The following is an 18825-nucleotide window of genomic DNA, read 5'->3' as shown; positions in this document are numbered from 1 at the left end:
AATTTCCTCGGCCCGGGTGGTGAAATTGGTAGACACAAGGGACTTAAAATCCCTTAGCCTTCACGCTGTGCGGGTTCAAGTCCCGCTCCGGGTACCATTTTATAAAAAATAAATACGTTTCATATACAGCTGCAACCAAAAGTCTTTTCTGTATAATTAATTACAAAGAGAAGATTAATGTGTTAGTAATTTATTTTACTTCTTAGTCTTAAGAATTTAAACTTAACTACATTATTATATATTCAAAAAATATTTTATAGAAACAACGAACACACTTTACTAAAAGTAAAATATATTTATTTTTTCTGCTATTTAATATATTTAATTTCAATTTAATTACATGTATTAAGTTTTTAGATAATTTTCTTGTCAACCTTTATATCTTTTAAGAGATAAATTTTTTATATAAAACCATAGACTTATAAGCTATAAATTTACATATATTATTTATATTTTTAATTTAAAAATAATATTATAAATAGTATTTCATTGAAACTATAAAATTTCTTAATTCTATACTTCTAATATAACTATAATAGTATATTACTATCTAAATTTATATGCTTACTAGTTTTAATAAAATAAGATGTGATAAAGGTTAATCGTTTATAGCGCTTAATATTTAATTATGTTAGAATGCTAATTAAAAATAATTAGTACGGTAGTATCAAATAGAACTATTCTGGTGCAGAAGATACATATGAAAATAAAAACTACCCTAAGATTTTATTTATTTACAGTAACATATTACAATCAGTAAACTTACTAACTATAGTACATAGCATAAATTATTATAGTAAAATTCAAAAGAATATACTAAGATATCATCTTTTTATCGGTATTTCTATAATAGAGATATAGTATATATGACCAATAAACTTTCTTTGAAATTAATAAATCAATTCTTTTCGGTTACAAGAGAAATATATTACTTGTAATATCACATCATACTTAACTATTAAAAAATAACTGAAGCACTATTAATAGACTCTTCTAGATGGTAACGAAGAAATTATCTGTAACGTTAAAATAATTTAAACTTTTAAGATTTTTATGAAAAATGAGCCAGGAGATGATTTTGATACGAAGCATAAAATTTTAGCGAGATAACATTATTCTGCTGATAATATTAATTGAATTAGATTGATTTTAAAAACAAAGACAATAAGGACAATAAGGACAATAAGGACAATAAAAAATTATCTTGATATCTCGTTTATATGAGATACTAAAATAATTTTTATTATTACATGAAGATCCCAAAATATCTTAATAAGAGCAATAAAATTATTATCTGATAATGATGCTAAATTTTATAGGAAGTCCGAGTAATAATTTTAGTTACTTTTCTATCTTGTGACTAGTATTCAAGAAATATAGTAAAATATTAGAATATTTTTTAGTATTACTCATGTAACCTTATTTTTTGTTAAAAGAGCTAATAAATAGGCAATAAATTCTAGACGCACCTCGCTATCGCTAAGATCTACAATAAAATTTAGTTTATTAGGTCCATCTAAGCGAAATAGATGAGGTTCTTTATTCAATAATTCAACGAGGAATATTAGATTAACCTGATTTTTCTCTTTAAACTCAAAAAAACCGCCTTGTTCATGACATTCGATACGGCAAATACCCAATGCCATAGCATCTAGACGAAACTTAGTGCTTTTTATTAAATTACGAGCTGTATCCGGTAGCAGACCAAAACGATCAATCAGTTCAACTTTTAAATCTTCTAACTCATCTATATTGCTAAGGCTAGCTATGCGTTTGTAGAAAGATAAGCGAGTGCCTACATCCGCAATATAAGAATCAGGAAGCAAGCTAGGAAGACGAATTTTAATAAGCGTCTGCTTGCTTACCAGATCTTCTAATGAAGGCTCTCGTCCTTCTTTTAAAGCATCAATTGCACTTTCTAGTAATTCCATGTACAGAGAAAAGCCAATAGTGCTAATCTGGCCGCTTTGATCATCACCTAATAGCTCCCCAGCACCTCGAATCTCTAGGTCTTGGGTAGCTAACATGAATCCTGATCCTAAACGATCTAAAGAAGATATGGCCTCTAGACGCTTTCTCGCATCGGCAGAGATAGATTGTGGTTCAGGCATTAGTAAATAAGCATAGGCCTGATGAAATGAACGACCAACGCGACCACGTAACTGATACAGCTGTGCTAAACCAAAATGATCTGCGCGTTCAATAATGATAGTATTCGCATTTGGAAGATCAATCCCAGTATCTATAATTGTCGTGCAAACTAAAAGATTAAAACGCTGATGATAAAAATCATTTATTACACGCTCTAAATCACGCTCTCGCATTTGTCCATGGCCTATTTTGAGAAAAGCTTCAGGAACAAGTTCAGATAAGCGATGAGCTGCTTTTTCTATATTTTCAACATTGTTATATAAATAATAAACTTGGCCACCACGAGTAATTTCACGAAGAATGGCTTCACGCACAAGAAGAGTATCATATTCTCGTACAAAAGTTTTTACCGCAAGACGACGTGCAGGTGGAGTGGAAATAATAGATAACTCACGCATCCCGATCATTGCCATATTTAGTGTTCTTGGTATTGGTGTAGCAGTTAGAGTCAAAATATCTACCGAAGCACAAATGGCTTTAATACGCTCCTTCTGACGAACTCCAAAGCGATGCTCTTCATCAACTATTAATAGCGCTAAATTACTCCACTGCATATCGGCCTGCAAAAGTTTATGTGTACCAATCAGAATATCTACTTTACCATCAATTGTATCCCTTATTATCTGCTTCTGCTCTTTAACACTACGAAAACGAGAAATCATCTCAATACGTACTGGCCAGTTAGCAAAACGGTCACGAAAGTTATCGTAATGTTGTTGAGCTAATAAAGTAGTAGGAACTAAAACCGCTACCTGTTTATTGTTGTCTACAGCGAGGAATGCAGCACGCATAGCCACCTCGGTTTTACCAAAACCAACATCCCCGCATATTAGACGATCCATGGCTAATGGTTGACACATATCGTGGAGTACAGAGTTAATTGCCATCTTCTGGTCTGTTGTGGGTTCAAACCGAAAACCTTCACAAAACATCTGGTAAGATTTGCAATCTTTCTTAAAGGCGAAACCTGTTTTAGTGGCACGTATAGCATGAATATCTAACAGTTCAGCAGCTACGTCTCGAACTTTCTCGGAGGCTTTTTTGCGAGCTCTTGCCCAAGAATCGCTACCAAGTTTGTGCAGTGGAGCATTTTCAATAGCAACTCCTGAATAACGAGTTAGTAGGAAAAGAGAAGAAATCGGCACATATAATTTTGCATCATCTGCGTATTTCAAAATCAAATATTCTCCTTTTATTCCACCTATTGTTAGAGTAACCATTCCAGAATATCGGCCGACTCCATGTTCTACATGCACCACAGGATAATCAATAATAAGGTCGGAGAAATTACTAATACTAGTGTTAGTATTACTTTTATTTTCTTGACTACGGCTAAAGCGCTCACCAATTAAATCATTTTCACAGATTAGAACTAGTTTAAGCACTGGATTTATAAATCCACGCTCACATGCGCCCTGCATAATATAAATTTTACCCTCTTCGGCGTCTTGCAGATGCGTAATAAAGTCAGGTTTGATCTTAATAATAGCTAACAATTCTATTAAAGTTTCGCGACGCCCTTCACTTTCTACTGAAAAAATAATAGTATCTTTACTAATTTCAGTAAATACATGCAGGGCATGCAGCATATTTTTATTTTGTTTTTGAACCTTCAATTCAGGTAGGGAGTGATATTTTAGATTGATATGATAATTTTTTTGCTTTAGTTTTTCACTTTTTAACTGAATACAAGGCCATTTTTTTATTAAAAAAAACAGCTCATCAACGCATAGCCACAATTTATTTGGTCTTAAGAGCGGGCGCATAGGATCGACGCATCTATTTTTATAACGCTGGTTCAGATCTAACCAGAAACGATCTGCTGCAGATTTAAGATCAGCAGTATTAATTAGTAACGTACTGGATGGAAAATAACTAAAAAGTGGCGGAAGTGAATTTCGAAAGAATAGCGGCTGCCAATATTCAATACCTGCTGGCCATATTCCTTTACTAACCTGCTGATATATATGCTCTGGATCACGTCGCACTTCAAGATTCTCACGCCATTGACTACGAAACAACTCAATTGCAGTTTCAGTAATCGGGAATTCATGTGCAGGTAACAGGCTAAAATACTCAACTTCATTAAGGGTGCGTTGCGAGTCAATATCGAATATGCGTAAGCTATCAATTTTTCCATTGAGGAAATTGATACGATAAGGATTATCACTGCCCATTGGGTATAGATCTAGCAATGATCCTCGTGTAGCAAACTCACCGTGTTCAACAACCTGATCCACGCTGCGATAACCGGCTTTTTGAAGCTTTATACGCAGTCTATCCCCAGATAATTTCTGACCTTTTTGCATTATTAATGAATGCCTATGCAGGAATTCATGAGGGCACACACGCTGCATTAAACTTTTTACTGGCATGATAAAAACACCACGCTTCATAGTAGGTAGTTGATACAAACTTAAAAGGCGAGCTGAAATAATATCTTTATGCGGTGAAAAACTATCATACGGTAACGTTTCCCAGTCGGAAAGTGTTGTAACTATTTGCATAGTAAACTGCTGGATTTCATTGCTCAACCGCAATGCTGATTGTATATCAGAAGTAATTAGGATTACTGGCCCAGAATGTTTTTCAGAGATATGTGCGCATTCCAGCGCATCAGCCGAACCCGTTAACTGGCCTAAAAAAAGTATATCGCCAGCTCTTGTTGGCAGGTCATAACGATCAGGCAATATGAATTGATATTGTTTGGACATAAATTATTAGTCAGTTTATATTATTCCGTTAAATCAACATCCTATCGAGCGCTACAGTTCTATGTTCTATCATCCTATATAACTTTAGCAACAGAAGAGTAAAGAATTTTTTGAGGAAAATTATCATGCTATCAATTATATTTATTTTAATTCTTAATTAATTTGCTATTGAGATTTTATAACTAATTATATAGTTTAATTATTAAACGCATCTTTCTCATCTCATATGAAGATACTTTTATCTATTATCATTGATTCTATTTTATAGAAAATTAATAGAGATCATTGTTTTACTATAAAAATATTTGTGAATTTAATTAACCAATGCATCAGGTATCTTTAATACCGAGGATTATTACTCAGTAGAATGACGATCAACACATTGTAACAATCAGTCTACATGGTTAAACTATGACTCCCAACATTAAATTATAATTTTTATAAAAATACATACAATATAACTGAGCCTTATACTCATAAAGTATATATTCATGGTATATACAAAAGTATAAATATATTTAATAAATATACAAATTAAAGCATGTTCCTTGCGAGTGACTATGATTTTAATTACTAAATATATCGTATTAATCTTAAATATAGTCAAAAGACTATATTAATGGTTAAACTATGCATTAAATAATTAGGTATTATACATAAATAAATCCTGAAAAATAAAATATGATAGATTTGACTTCTTTTAGAACATCTTAATCAATAAATTGAGGAGATATCATCAGAATGATGTAATTTCATTTTATCATGTTCTATTTTTTATGTATTACAGAAGATCTGAATCAGAGATATAATATTTTAAAATAAAAAATATTTAGATCTTAGATCTGGTCTTGACAAGCTACAGCAAGAGAGCTATAGTTTATATAGTTATTCCTCTGTAGTTCAGTCGGTAGAACGGCGGACTGTTAATCCGTATGTCACTGGTTCGAATCCAGTCGGAGGAGCCAATTTATTACAAAAATAATTATACCGGATAATAGTTAAAAAAATTTTTTTAAAATTATATCTTCACAACCAATATGTCTGCTAGACAATCCGAATACATCACTCATCTAAATATTAGATTAAAGTCTTTATAGAATTAAAGATATAATTTGCGTATTAAAATATATTATGTAATGTTTCTATCAATTTTATCCTATATTTAATAATAAAGAATAATTTAATATAAATCACTGATTTAATTAGATCTCTTTAAGAGAATATTTTAAGATCAGCATATATACTACAGAATATTTCTAGTATTGCATGAGATCTTGTTAAGACGCAACTATTTCATTTATCCAACTGAGATCTATCAAGGTTATATTATAATTGTTCTAACACAAAGATTAATGTAAAAGCAAAATCTGCGAAACAGACTGCGTCTTATAGAAAATTTTCTTTAGATCTAGATTCACCTTCCCCTAAAATTTTAATCTTTTTAGAGAGCTCACGTCTCTCTCTCGATAAATCTGCATTCTTAATAATATATTCATCAACACGATCTTCATAGTTACCGCGCATATCAGCAAGAATCGCTTGAATAGATTCAATACTCATACCTGGTTTAATGTAAGCACTCATATTGTCTAGCAAGAGAATGCGCTTCTGGTTGTCACGAATCTTTTTTTCATTATCTAATATTTCACGCTGCAACTTATTTTTGCGACGAAACATACGAACAAACTCTACAACATCTTGGAAAGTTAACTGATTAATATTTTCCATTGATACCTCAACTGAAAAAATAACTGTAAATCAGGCTGTCACGCTTGGATAATTACCATTTATTGAATCACATTATATATTTTAAAAAATATTTTAGCATGCCTTATTAAATAATAATTTTGTTGCTCTTATGAAAAGATTATAATATCCTTTTAAAATATGTTTATACAAACAAATACGCTTATTTTATGTCATTATGAGAACAATACTTTATGCAGTGTTCAAGATTATGAAATCAATTAGAGTAATGGTTCTATATTAAGTTAGGTAAAATCTGATAATCTAATAATTCAGAATAAATCTCGTGTATTATTTATTGCTAATAAATTCAATCTCTATCAAATTTACTCTAATATTTAGCATTTGAAAAATCATTTTTGGTAGATCACAAAATAAACTCAACCCATATATTTTAGATAAAGAACTATATTAAGGTAAATTCATGACTTATATAGTGGCATTAACTGGAGGAATAGGCAGCGGAAAGAGCAGTGTTGCGGAGAAATTCAGGCTATTAGGAGTACCTATAATCGATGCAGATATAATTGCTAGAAAGATGATAGCGATTAGAACACCAACACTTCAAAAAATTTCAGATAAATTTGGCTCTAAGATTCTGCAAAATGATAGGAGTATTAACCGAATATCTCTAAGAAATATTATTTTTAATCAACCGAAAGCAAAAATCTGGCTAGATGATTTGATGCATCCTCTGATTTATAAAGAAAGTCAACACCAATTAGCAAAGGTTATTGCCCCCTATGCCTTATGGATTGTGCCCCTCTTAATTGAGAATCGATTATTAACTCAAGTACAAAGAATATTAGTAATTGATGTTGATCCCGCGTTACAACTGCAGCGTACCATGCGTAGGGATGGCATTTCTTACAACGAAGCCAAAAAAATATTATTATCACAGGCAACTAGAATACAGCGCTTATCTTGTGCTGATGATATTATTGATAATAGTAGCGAACATACAATAATATCTTCAAGAGTATTTAAATTACATAGTTATTATTTAAAACGTGCAGCTACTAGCGGAATAATACATAATATAAAAAGATATTAGTATGATATTTCTTATTCATGGTATGATTTAGAGGTCGTAACTACTAAATAATATATTTTATTCTTAGTATAAATATTATAGAAATAAACAAGTTAAATCCTTTAATTACAAAATCAATACTGTAGATTAGAAAAAATATTAATACTAATTAATAATATTTTGAAATATAATATAAACTGCTACCATAATTTGCATGATAGTAATAGTTTATTGATAATAAAGAAGTATTCTATTAACTCAAATAAAAATAATATAGAATCTACGTAATCAAATTTTAAAATCAGATCAAAACACTACAGATAAGATCCTTTAAATTTTCAAAACTTTAGTAATATGTTAGATATTAGTAGATACTTAATTAAGATGAAAAATCTTTTGATAAGATCATACAAACTTTTATAAGCAGAGACGTTAAACTATGATTTATAGAGGCAATATACAGATCTTTTTAGGTCATAAAATTAAGATGATATATTATTAAATTATCTGAAATATATATTTCATGACATCAACCATCTTCTTATAAGAAGATGGTTGATGTCTATTTAATCTTGATTATTAAGATTTCATCTAATGTTAGATATAATCAATCATTATAAGATATTGTAAATAATAGTTTTATAAATATACATATATTTGTTACTACATATCATACAGATACTCATCTAGTATTTCTCAAATATCTAACTCAGTTAATATAACATAGAAAATTACTCTAAAAATTAAAACAGCTTAATTATAGAGCAATACAATAGATTACCGATATAAAATGCATAAGAGCACACTTGAGGAAAGAAGAATAAATTACAGAAAAAATAATCATTAAATAGTATTTTTCATCTATTTTTAGTTAGATCACAAGCATTAAATCAAAAAGTAATAACATATATTTTTAATATATCACTAAGATAATAATACAGTGATATTTATTTAAAAATACGAACTAGATATGATCATATCATGATATTTATTTAAAGATAGTTTTCTTATTTACTCTATAATAATACGCGTAAATGATCTGCTTTCCCTTCCTGTCAAGATAAATTTATATTATTTCTTAACTAGATAAAAAATTAAGTATTATTTGATTTAATCCTAAAAATTTTAAATACTTGGTAAAATAATGAATAACCTAGCACTTATATTATACTTGTGCAGTATAACTAATTTAGTATCAGCACTAAGATGAACTCTTGCTGACAACAATTTTTTGACCAGAAGAATTTACTATAAAAGTAGTTATATGTTAGTAATTACTATCTACTAGTGATGAAAATATCTTTCTATTCCTTATGGAGGATATATTTTATAGTATAAAAATCTATAAAATTTATATCTTCTGCGCGTTTTAAAATTAAATTAGTTGCTAACTTTATTAGAAGAAGTTTGCTATAATTAAAAACCTAAGAGATCGCTAGTTTTCTTAATATCTGTTTATAGCTGAAAAATTTTAATCATCAAATAATTTGTAGTGTTTATAAAAGATAAAACTTTAATTTTATAATTAAAATATGGAGGTTATAGATATAAATATATCTGGATTACATTATTATAATCATTTCATTCAGCATGATCTCCTTATATATTAATCGTATATGCCATACAACTTGAGAATGAAGACAGTACTAAAATCTCTAACTAAAATATAAGTTTTATTTTATAAATAAATAATATTGTTATATCCATGCTGTCTACTTATTGGATATTTATAATAAAAAATGCAGATTACATAATAAAATAAGTAAAGATAATTAATTAGGTGTTAATATCACGATCTTCTAATCCTTGTGTAGGAAAGACGTAAAAATTAAAGTTATAGAACTAACAAAAATAAAAAATAATTACTTGATATATATTTATATAATACCCAAAAATAATTAAGAAATACTCTATACTCTGTTTTCTAAACTCAAACAATAATACTTGTGACACCATAAATATCTAAGACTGATTACATAACATAATTCTGCATAATGAAAATAATATTTTATTAAATACTTATAGTAGGTCTATGGCATAATTGATTAATACAGAAAGAAATTATGTTTATATTTATCAATAGAACTCAATAATCATCTCTTATTATAAATACTTTGAGCGCAATAACTTAGCAGAAATGATCTTTATAAGATCAAAGAGATACGGAAAATAGAGTAATTACCTAATTAAAATTAATGACTTGTTGATAACAATATTTATACTCTAACCTAAGTTTATACTGTATTCCTCTCTAATCTGAGTTTAGATAATGATCTACTATAAAACTATAATTATAATACTATAAATAATATATTTCTGCACTTGAAAGAATGGAGAATTTCTATATTGTACAGGTAGAATGAAATTGTAATAATATTAATAACTTATTTAGGAAGTTGCTTTCATTTTAAAATAGAATAGAGTTAAAATATTAACTTATATACGGCCGTGACACTGTTTATATTTTTTATTAGAACCGCACGGACATGACGCGTTACGACCTATAGTGCATCCATCAGTTTTTAATGACAAGGGTGGATTCAATAAATTTTGTTGAACAATATTATTTAATTGATCTTTTTGATCTAACGACTCTTCTTGTCTCAAGAATTGATTACTTAATACTTTTAAGTGTTCTGCTGAAGTACTAAACTGTACTTTGCTCAAGACGCTGACCACTTCATATTTTAGTGATTCAAGCATGGCACTAAACATTATAAAAGATTCACGTTTATATTCTTGCTTAGGATCTTTCTGTGCATACCCACGGAGGTGAATACCCTGACGTAGGTAGTCCATAGCGGACAAATGCTCTTTCCATAATGAATCAAGAGTTTGCAGCATCACGCCTTTCTCAATATTTCGCATTGCTTTTAAACCGAAAAATTCTTCTTGTATTTGATAAGATTCAACCGCCTGATGAAGAATAAGTTCATACACAGTGTCTTGGTGTAGCTCAATATCTTTTAAGAGCCAATCTCTAATTGAAATAGTTAGATTAAAATCGTTCTTTAATTTTTCTTGCAGACCTGCAATATCCCACATTTCCTCAAGTGATTGTGGCGGAATATAAGTATTTATAATATTTTGAAAAACATCCTTACGAATGCTGATAATAGTTTCTTTCACATCTTGTATATCTAGCAATTCGTTACGTTGGTTGTAAATTACAAGACGCTGATCATTTGCCACATCATCATATTCCAACAGCTGTTTACGAATATCGAAGTTACGGCTTTCCACTTTACGTTGCGCATTAGCCACAGCTTTAGTCACCCAAGGATGCTCAATAGCCTCACCCGGTTTCATACCAAATTTTTTCATCATACTCATAACACGATCAGAAGTAAATATACGCATTAAAGCATCTTCCATAGATAGGTAGAAACGAGAAGATCCAGGATCACCTTGACGACCAGCACGTCCACGCAGCTGATTATCAATACGACGCGATTCATGACGCTCAGTACCAATAATATGCAAACCACCTGTAGCAACTACTGTATTATGACGGATTTTCCATGCCGGTCTAATATTTTGAATATGCTTATCTCTTCTTGTTACTGAATCAGACACTGCAGTCTGCCAGCTACCTCCCAATACAATATCAGTGCCACGACCAGCCATATTAGTTGCGATAGTTACTGCACCTGGGAGGCCAGCATTTGCAATAATATAAGCTTCTTTTTCATGAAACTTAGCGTTTAAAACGTTGTGTTTGATACCTGATTTAGTTAATGCTGCTGAAAGAACTTCCGATTTTTCAATAGAGATAGTCCCAACAAGTACTGGCTGCCCGCGTTTATTATATTCATGGATATCCTTAATAATTGCGTCCATTTTTTCAATTTCAGTCATGTAGACTAGATCAGGCATGTCTTTACGGATCATTGGACGGTTAGTTGGAACAACTATAGTATCTAACTTATAGATAGAGCTAAACTCAAAAGCTTCGGTATCTGCAGTACCGGTCATACCAGCTAATTTTTGATAAAGACGGAAATAGTTTTGGAAAGTAATTGATGCGAGAGTCTGATTTTCATTTTTAATCTCAACACCTTCTTTCGCTTCTATTGCTTGATGCAAACCATCGGACCAGCGACGTCCATACATAGTACGACCTGTATGCTCATCCACGATGATAATTTCACCGTCTTTAATAATATAATCAACATCTCTAATAAATAGCACATGCGCACGCAACCCGGCTGTAACATGATGCATAAGAATAATATTAGCAGGGGAATACAGTGATTCCCCCTCTTGTATAATCCCAACTTCAACTAACATTTCCTCGATCAAGATCAAACCACGCTCGGTTAGGTTAACCTGACGGGTTTTTTCATCAACAGAGAAGTGCCCGTGACCTTGAAAACTCTCGGAGTCTTCTTTTTCCTGACGAATTAATTGGGGGATAAGATTATTAATACGCATGTACATCTCTGAGCTATCTTCAGCAGGACCAGAAATGATTAGCGGTGTACGAGCTTCGTCTATTAGAATAGAGTCTACTTCATCAATTAAAGCATAGTGTAGTTTCCGCTGCACTCTTTCTTCAGGGCTAAATGCCATATTGTCCCGTAGATAATCAAAGCCGTATTCGTTATTAGTACCATAAGTGATATCAGCAGCGTATGCAGCACGTTTCTCTATAGTAGTCATACCAGGTAAGTTTATTACCACAGAAAGACCAAGAAATTCAAAAAGTGGCCGGTTATTATTAGCATCACGCTGTGCTAAGTAGTCATTCACAGTAACAATATGCACTCCTTCCCCAGTTAGAGCATTTAGATAAGCTGGCAAAGTGGCTGTCAGCGTCTTTCCTTCACCCGTACGCATCTCTGCAATACAACGATCGTTTAGAACGATACCGCCCAGCAGCTGTACATCAAAATGACGCATACCAAAAACACGCTTACTAGCTTCACGTATAGTTGCAAACGCCTCTGGCAAGAGGCTGTCTAAAGTTGACCCTCTGGCCAGTAGCTCACGGAATTCATCAGTTTTTGCTTTAAGAGCAGAATCGGAGAGTTTTGCAATATATGGTTCCATTTGATTAATCAACGCTACAGATTTGCGCATCCTAATAAGCTTGCGCTCGTTACGGCTACCAAAAAGTTTAGTCAATAAGTTCATTAACACAAATCCTAGTATCTCTTGGGGAGTATTCAGTGCTCATCACTCCAAATTTATAGTGATGATATGGTAATTCATTAAAATAAATAAGATCTGTACAACTATAGATAGTGATAGTAATGAATATCCTGGTTCCCATCTAGATAAATTATTGCGAAATTCGAACAAGAACAGTATTCAAATTAAAAATTATTAAAACAGAGATAGATAGATAATTTTTTAGATTTACGGTCATAGTAATATCTTAAAGTACTGATAATTAATACCAACTATGTATAGAGTGCACTTAACAATATTCAATATTAGTTAAAAACTCTCGAGTCATGTAACATACTGTATCAAATGATAGCTACATGGCGGGTAGATTTAGTAATCTTTGTTTTGTGCTGGATGCAAATAACTAACCAGTCAAATCATATGAAATGCAAAAACAATTATACTAACTACACAGTAATAGCTAAATATTATTCACTAGATTATCACAATATTATTGAGGTTAATTATAGTATTATATTACTGTTTTTCTAAAAAATAGACTTAATATTTTTTGCTTGATTATCGATAAATCAAGATCACGATTCATACATCAAATATATTACAAAATACTTAATATTATAAAATAATATTTTTGCTTAGAAAATAAATAGATGAGCATAATACAGGGAAAAGAGAGGAAATAAGCAATTAAATGAAATCTTAATAGTTCTAATGATCTAAAGATCATTGATTCTACCATTCTTGCTCCGCAACGGTGGTCGTTAAGCCGGATACTGCTGGTGCGCAAAATACAATTGGCATTTCGGCATTATCTGCAAACGTCACATATTCCCAAGCGTCCTTCTTAGCTAAGACTGCCTGCAACAGCTTATTGTTTAATGCATGCCCCGATTTATATGCAGTAAAAGCACCAATGATATTATGTCCGCAAATAAACAAATCACCAATAGCATCTAACATTTTATGACGAACAAATTCATCTTCAAAGCGGAGACCGTCTTCATTCAAAACTCTGTAATCATCTACTACTATAGCACAGTCAAGACTGCCTCCCAAACATAAACCACGAGACTGCAAATATTCTATATCACGCATAAAACCAAAAGTACGTGCACGACTAATTTGACGCACAAAAGATTCAGCAGAAAAATCCATCTGGTAGCGCTGTGAGCTAGAATCAATAGCTGGATGATTAAAGTCAATCGTAAAATCTAGGCTAAACCCGTTGTGCGGAGATAGTTGCGCCCATTTATCACCATCTTCAAAACGTACAACCTTCTTAAGGCGCAAGAATTTTTTAGCACAGCTAAGCTCTTCAATCCCAGCTTCTAATAGCAGATATACAAAAGGACCTGCGCTGCCGTCCATAATAGGTATCTCTGCACCGTTCACTTCAATGATTAAGTTATCTATGCCTAAACCAGCTAATGCTGCATTTAAGTGCTCAACTGTAGAAATGCGCATATTATCCTCATTTACTAGGCACGTACAAAGCACAGCATCAAGCACGGATTTTGCATTAGTTAAAAAATCAACTGGAGGAGAATTTAAATCAGTACGGCGATATATTACACCGGTATTAGCGGCAGCCGGACGCATAGTCAGAGTAACCTTTTTGCCGTTATGAAGACCGACTCCAGTAGCCTGAATAATACGCTTTAATGTCCGTTGTTTGATCATCTTTTTATCTCGGAGAGTTCATTTATCCAACGACCTCTAGCATAATTATGCTATGCTAGAGGCGCTGAACAGTCTAGCATAAAGATCAGAGATACTAAATGTATAAACAAATTAATCAGCTTGCTTGCGCAAGAAGGCAGGAATATCTAAATAATCAGGCTCTTTGTTGCTCCCTTGCGCTGACTGTTCGTGCATAACCTTAACAACAGCAGGTTTGATTATATCTTGTGGTAAGGGAGATAAACCGTGCTGCTTATAACGCTGTTCTATAACAGTTTGCGTTGCTTGTTTACTAGTAATGAGAGTAATATCGGGACGTTTATCCATACCAATACCAGTAGCAACGACGGTAACACGCAGTTCGTCTTGCATCTCTGGATCCAGAGAAGTACCTATCACTACAGTTGCATCATCAGAAGCAAATGCACGAATGGTATTGCCAACAGTCTCAAATTCATCTAAGCGCAGGTCAAAACCAGCAGTGATATTGACCAGAACACCACGCGTACCAGATAAATCGATATCCTCTAGAAGTGGAGATGATATGGCTATTTCAGCTGCTTCTTCCGCACGATCTTCGCCACGAGCAATTCCTGTTCCCATCATAGCATAACCCATTTCAGACATAACTGTACGTACATCTGCAAAGTCGACATTCATTAGACCGGGTCGTGTAATAAGCTCTGCAATTCCTTGTACTGCTCCTTTAAGTACGTCATTAGCCGCACCGAATGCATCTAATAAGGAAATTCCACGACCCAGAACTTTTAATAGTTTATCATTTGGAATAGTGATAAGAGAATCCACATGTTTTGATAACTGAGCAATACCTTGATCCGCAAAAGACATGCGTTTCTTACCTTCAAAAACGAAAGGCTTAGTAACAACAGAAACAGTGAGAATGCCTAAATCTTTTGCAATTTCCGCAACAACTGGAGCCGCACCAGTACCAGTTCCACCGCCCATACCAGCAGCGATAAATACCATGTCGGCACCTTCAAGTGTATAACATAAGACTTCACGGTCTTCTTCTGCAGAATTACGGCCAACTTCTGGGTTTGCTCCTGCCCCAAGACCTTTAGTGATTCCACTACCAATCTGAATGGTTTGACTAACTGAAGTTTTAGATAAAGCTTGAGCATCAGTATTAACCACAAAGAATTCTACACCTTCAATGCGCTCGCGCACCATGTGCTCCACAGCATTGCCCCCACCCCCGCCGACGCCGACAACTTTAATTACAGCGTCATTAGTTGATTCTATTGGTTCAAACATAGTTTTTCTCCGTTTATGCCTATCACCTGGAGATCATTGACTTATCAATATGATAATACTTTTGTCACATTAAAACTCTCTTCTCAGCCAAATATTGATCTTTTTAAACAAATTACCTAGTGAAGATCGTTTTTCTACTTCATCTTCACCACTAAGGTGCGACTCTTTTCCATAATGTAGCAACCCAACCGCAGTTGAGTAATACGGTTCCTGAGCATAATCTGTCAGGCCAGTAATATTGATGGGATGTCCGATACGGACCTGAGTCTGAAATACCTGCTCTGCACAAGGCGCCAATCCGTCTATTTGTGCAGCCCCCCCAGTCAAAACAATACCTGCTGCTAAATGATGTTTTACACCCTGCTGACCAAGCTGTTTCTGTAATTTCATAATTTCATCATTGACCAGATTAAGGAGCTCAGTATATCGAGGCTCGATTACCTCAGCCAAAGTTTGTCTCTGAAGACTACGAGGTGGTCTACCACCCACGCTTGGTACTTCAACGCTATCATCCTTATTTACTAAAGTTCCCATAGCACATCCGTAGCGAACTTTAATTGTTTCGGCATCCGTTGGGGGAGTACCGAATGCGTAAGCGATATCACTAGTAACAACGTTACCCGCATAAGGGATAACTTTTGTATGACGAAGTGCTCCTCCGGTATAAACTGCCATATCCATGGTGCCACCACCTATGTCTACTACGCAAACTCCTAGTTCACGCTCGTCATCAGTCAATACAGCATAACTAGCTGCTAAACCAGTAAAAATTAATTGATCTACTTTAAGACTACAGCGCTCAACCACTTTAACAATATTCTTAGCCATATCATTATGGCAGGTTATTAAATGAACTTTGGCCTGCATGCGCACGCCGGATAATCCCACTGGATTTTTAATTCCTTCTTGATAGTCAATAGCATATTCCTGTGGAATCACGTGTAACACACGGTGCTCATCACGCACGCGCACGGACTTTGCAGTGTGCACCACATTTTCTACATCTTCCAGAGTTACCTCTTCTTCAGAAATAGGGACTATCCCTATTTCGTTCTGACAACTAATATGTTTGCCGGAAAGTGCCAAATAGACTGAAGAGATTTGACAATCTGCCATTAATTCAGCTTGATCGATAGCACGTTGTACGCATTTTACAACGGATTCCAGATCATTAACACCGCCCTTATCCATGCCACGAGATGGACAGCTGCCAACACCTATTATATTAACTACCCCATCGGGCAGAACCTCACCTACCATCGCGGCAACTTTTGCCGTGCCGATCTCCAGTCCAACTACTAGCTTTCTATCCGTTGACTTGATCATGATTTGTTTAACCTGTAACTACATTATTTTCCCGATTAGAATTTTGCTATCTATGATAGCTAATTAACACTAGACGCCATCCCTACGGCGCCTCCGTTATCATAGCGCAGATCAATATAGCTAATGCGCTGATCTGTTTCGTGTGCCTTCTTTTGTAGCACAGGGTAAATCTTCTCAAATCGTATTAAGCGCTCAAATAGGTCATCGCGTCCAAGCTCAAGATACATATCATCTTCTAGACATAACTTCCATGATTGACGAGTATTCATTGATACCATTTTTACCTTAATTTTGTTTTTTATCAATTCTTGACTCATAAAATGGTATCCTTCCAATACGTGATTCTCAGTACCTTCAGGACCATACAGTAGAGGTATTTTCTGAAATACTGTGCGCTCTAGCGGTAAATTAAATATCTTTCCTGCAGAATCAATCAAACACAAATCATTCCAGCGAGCAATTGGAGTGTACTCAGCTAAGTGTATTTTAAGTATGTTAGGCCATTGTTTACGGACACTCACCTTCTTAATCCATGGTAAATTCTTAATCTGTTGCTGAATGACAGCGACATTCTGCTTCATAAAACTACTTAAGGGCCCAGATAATAAAATTTTCTCTCTAATATCGTCATCATTAGTAAAATGACGTTCACCAGTGATCACTATAGTGGAGAGTAACATACAGCTAGATTCTTGAATTTGAATGATTAGCATCCAAGTGCTGAATGCTATTAAACCCAATACAGTTAGCAAAAAAAATATACCAAAAAAACTAAGATTATTGCTACCATGAAAATCTGCACTTTTCGAATCAAGTTCGCGATTATTAATAGCTGCCTGATGCATATTAATTAGCCAATCTTAAAATATGGGTCACTAATTGGGAGAAGTTTAGTCCATATTGAAGAGCTGCCATTGGTACCAAACTCTTGGTGGTCATACCCGGAATAGTATTAACTTCTAGAAGGTAGAACTCACCATCTCCATTCGTCATAACGTCAACTCGTCCACAGCCTCTACAATCTAGTGATTGATAAGCATGACGAGCTAGACTAGAAAGCTCATATTCACGTTTTTTAGGCAAACCGCTTGGGCAAAAGTATTTAGTCTTATTAGATAAGTACTTAGCCTGGTAATCATATAATAATCCCGGAGTTTGTATACGAATTGACGGTAAAATTTTATCCCCTAAGAATACAACAGTGTATTCAGATCCGCTTAACCACTTTTCAATAAGGACATCATCGTCATACATAAAAGCTTTAACTAGCGCATTATTCAACTTACTGAAATCGGTAACTTTGCTCATACCAAAACTAGAACCTTCATGTCTTGGCTTGACAACTAGCGGTAACCCTAGGTTATTCAGGTCTAGCAATATTTCTTTCTGCAGGGAGCCGTTAAACTGCGATCGTCTTATAGCAATAAAAGGATAAACCGGCAGACCTAATACTTGCCAAAGAAGTTTGGTGCGTAATTTATCCATAGCTAAGGCAGAAGCAACTACACCACTACCAGTATAAGGTAATCGTAAGTGCTCAAGCACTCTTTGCGGAGTACCATCTTCACCGCCTCGCCCATGAAGTGCTATAAAAACTTTCTCGTAACCTGCATCTTTTAACTGTATTACAGGGAAGTATTTAATATCAATAGGATGAGCATTAATAGAAGCTTCTATTAAACCATTTAACACGGCAAGTCCTGATTCCAAGGATACATCACGTTCTGATGAGGTACCACCCATTAACACAGCAACTTTTTCAGCCAT

The 18825-nt window shown here is 33.7% G+C and carries 9 protein-coding genes and 2 tRNA genes; 3 read left to right on the top strand and 8 right to left on the bottom strand.

All coding sequences use genetic code 11. The annotated features are described in order from the left end of the window. Positions 1-10: 10 nt before the first annotated feature. Positions 11-97 (top strand) — tRNA-Leu (locus tag KTT71_RS00950). A gap of 1312 nt (positions 98-1409) precedes the next feature. Here KTT71_RS00950 and mfd read toward each other — a convergent pair. Beyond that, positions 1410-4865, bottom strand: a complete 3456-nt coding sequence (gene mfd, locus KTT71_RS00945) for a transcription-repair coupling factor (protein WP_216782614.1) — start codon at positions 4863-4865, stop codon at positions 1410-1412. Between the two features lie 889 nt (positions 4866-5754). Here mfd and KTT71_RS00940 point away from each other — a divergent pair. Further along, positions 5755-5830, top strand: a tRNA-Asn gene (locus KTT71_RS00940). A gap of 421 nt (positions 5831-6251) precedes the next feature. Here KTT71_RS00940 and tmaR read toward each other — a convergent pair. Then, a complete protein-coding gene (gene tmaR / locus KTT71_RS00935) occupies positions 6252-6593 on the bottom strand; it encodes a PTS system regulator TmaR (protein WP_216782613.1) in 342 nt (113 codons plus the stop codon). Between the two features lie 442 nt (positions 6594-7035). Here tmaR and coaE point away from each other — a divergent pair, with 442 nt between their 5' ends. After that, positions 7036-7665: a dephospho-CoA kinase gene (gene coaE / locus KTT71_RS00930; RefSeq protein WP_216782612.1), complete on the top strand. Its 630-nt coding sequence runs from the start codon at positions 7036-7038 to the stop codon at positions 7663-7665. A 2415-nt stretch (positions 7666-10080) separates the two neighbouring features. Here the strand turns inward: coaE and secA are convergent. From secA to KTT71_RS00900, 6 genes are all read right to left on the bottom strand, one after another. Beyond that, positions 10081-12786 (bottom strand): preprotein translocase subunit SecA, encoded by a 2706-nt coding sequence (gene secA, locus KTT71_RS00925; RefSeq protein WP_216782611.1) that lies wholly within the window; start codon positions 12784-12786, stop codon positions 10081-10083. A gap of 723 nt (positions 12787-13509) precedes the next feature. Beyond that, positions 13510-14457, bottom strand: coding sequence for a UDP-3-O-acyl-N-acetylglucosamine deacetylase (lpxC, locus tag KTT71_RS00920; RefSeq protein ID WP_216782610.1), 948 nt, complete (start codon positions 14455-14457; stop codon positions 13510-13512). Between the two features lie 111 nt (positions 14458-14568). After that, positions 14569-15732 carry a cell division protein FtsZ gene (gene ftsZ / locus KTT71_RS00915; protein ID WP_216782609.1) on the bottom strand — a complete coding sequence of 388 codons (1164 nt, stop codon included), beginning with the start codon at positions 15730-15732 and terminating at the stop codon, positions 14569-14571. Between the two features lie 69 nt (positions 15733-15801). Beyond that, positions 15802-17058 (bottom strand): cell division protein FtsA, encoded by a 1257-nt coding sequence (gene ftsA / locus KTT71_RS00910; RefSeq protein WP_216782608.1) that lies wholly within the window; start codon positions 17056-17058, stop codon positions 15802-15804. A 59-nt stretch (positions 17059-17117) separates the two neighbouring features. After that, positions 17118-17903 (bottom strand): cell division protein FtsQ/DivIB, encoded by a 786-nt coding sequence (locus KTT71_RS00905; RefSeq protein WP_246543833.1) that lies wholly within the window; start codon positions 17901-17903, stop codon positions 17118-17120. Position 17904: 1 nt separating this feature from the next. After that, the gene (locus KTT71_RS00900; protein ID WP_216782607.1) at positions 17905-18825 is read right to left on the bottom strand and encodes a D-alanine--D-alanine ligase; all 921 of its coding nucleotides are present in this window, start codon (positions 18823-18825) and stop codon (positions 17905-17907) included.

The organism is Candidatus Profftia tarda (assembly GCF_904848675.1).
GTDB lineage: Bacteria > Pseudomonadota > Gammaproteobacteria > Enterobacterales > Enterobacteriaceae > Profftia > Profftia tarda.
This window is presented reverse-complemented; position numbering and strand designations above follow the sequence as displayed.

Bases quoted from the DNA above. Each gene is read 5' to 3' on its own strand.
- mfd (WP_216782614.1), bottom strand. From the start codon at position 4,865: ATGTCCAAACAATATCAATTCATATTGCCTGATCGTTATGACCTGCCA.
- KTT71_RS00900 (WP_216782607.1), bottom strand. From the start codon at position 18,825: ATGGCTGAAAAAGTTGCTGTGTTAATGGGTGGTACCTCATCAGAACGT.
- coaE (WP_216782612.1), top strand. From the start codon at position 7,036: ATGACTTATATAGTGGCATTAACTGGAGGAATAGGCAGCGGAAAGAGC.
- KTT71_RS00905 (WP_246543833.1), bottom strand. From the start codon at position 17,903: ATGCATCAGGCAGCTATTAATAATCGCGAACTTGATTCGAAAAGTGCA.
- lpxC (WP_216782610.1), bottom strand. From the start codon at position 14,457: ATGATCAAACAACGGACATTAAAGCGTATTATTCAGGCTACTGGAGTC.
- tmaR (WP_216782613.1), bottom strand. From the start codon at position 6,593: ATGGAAAATATTAATCAGTTAACTTTCCAAGATGTTGTAGAGTTTGTT.
- ftsZ (WP_216782609.1), bottom strand. From the start codon at position 15,732: ATGTTTGAACCAATAGAATCAACTAATGACGCTGTAATTAAAGTTGTC.
- ftsA (WP_216782608.1), bottom strand. From the start codon at position 17,058: ATGATCAAGTCAACGGATAGAAAGCTAGTAGTTGGACTGGAGATCGGC.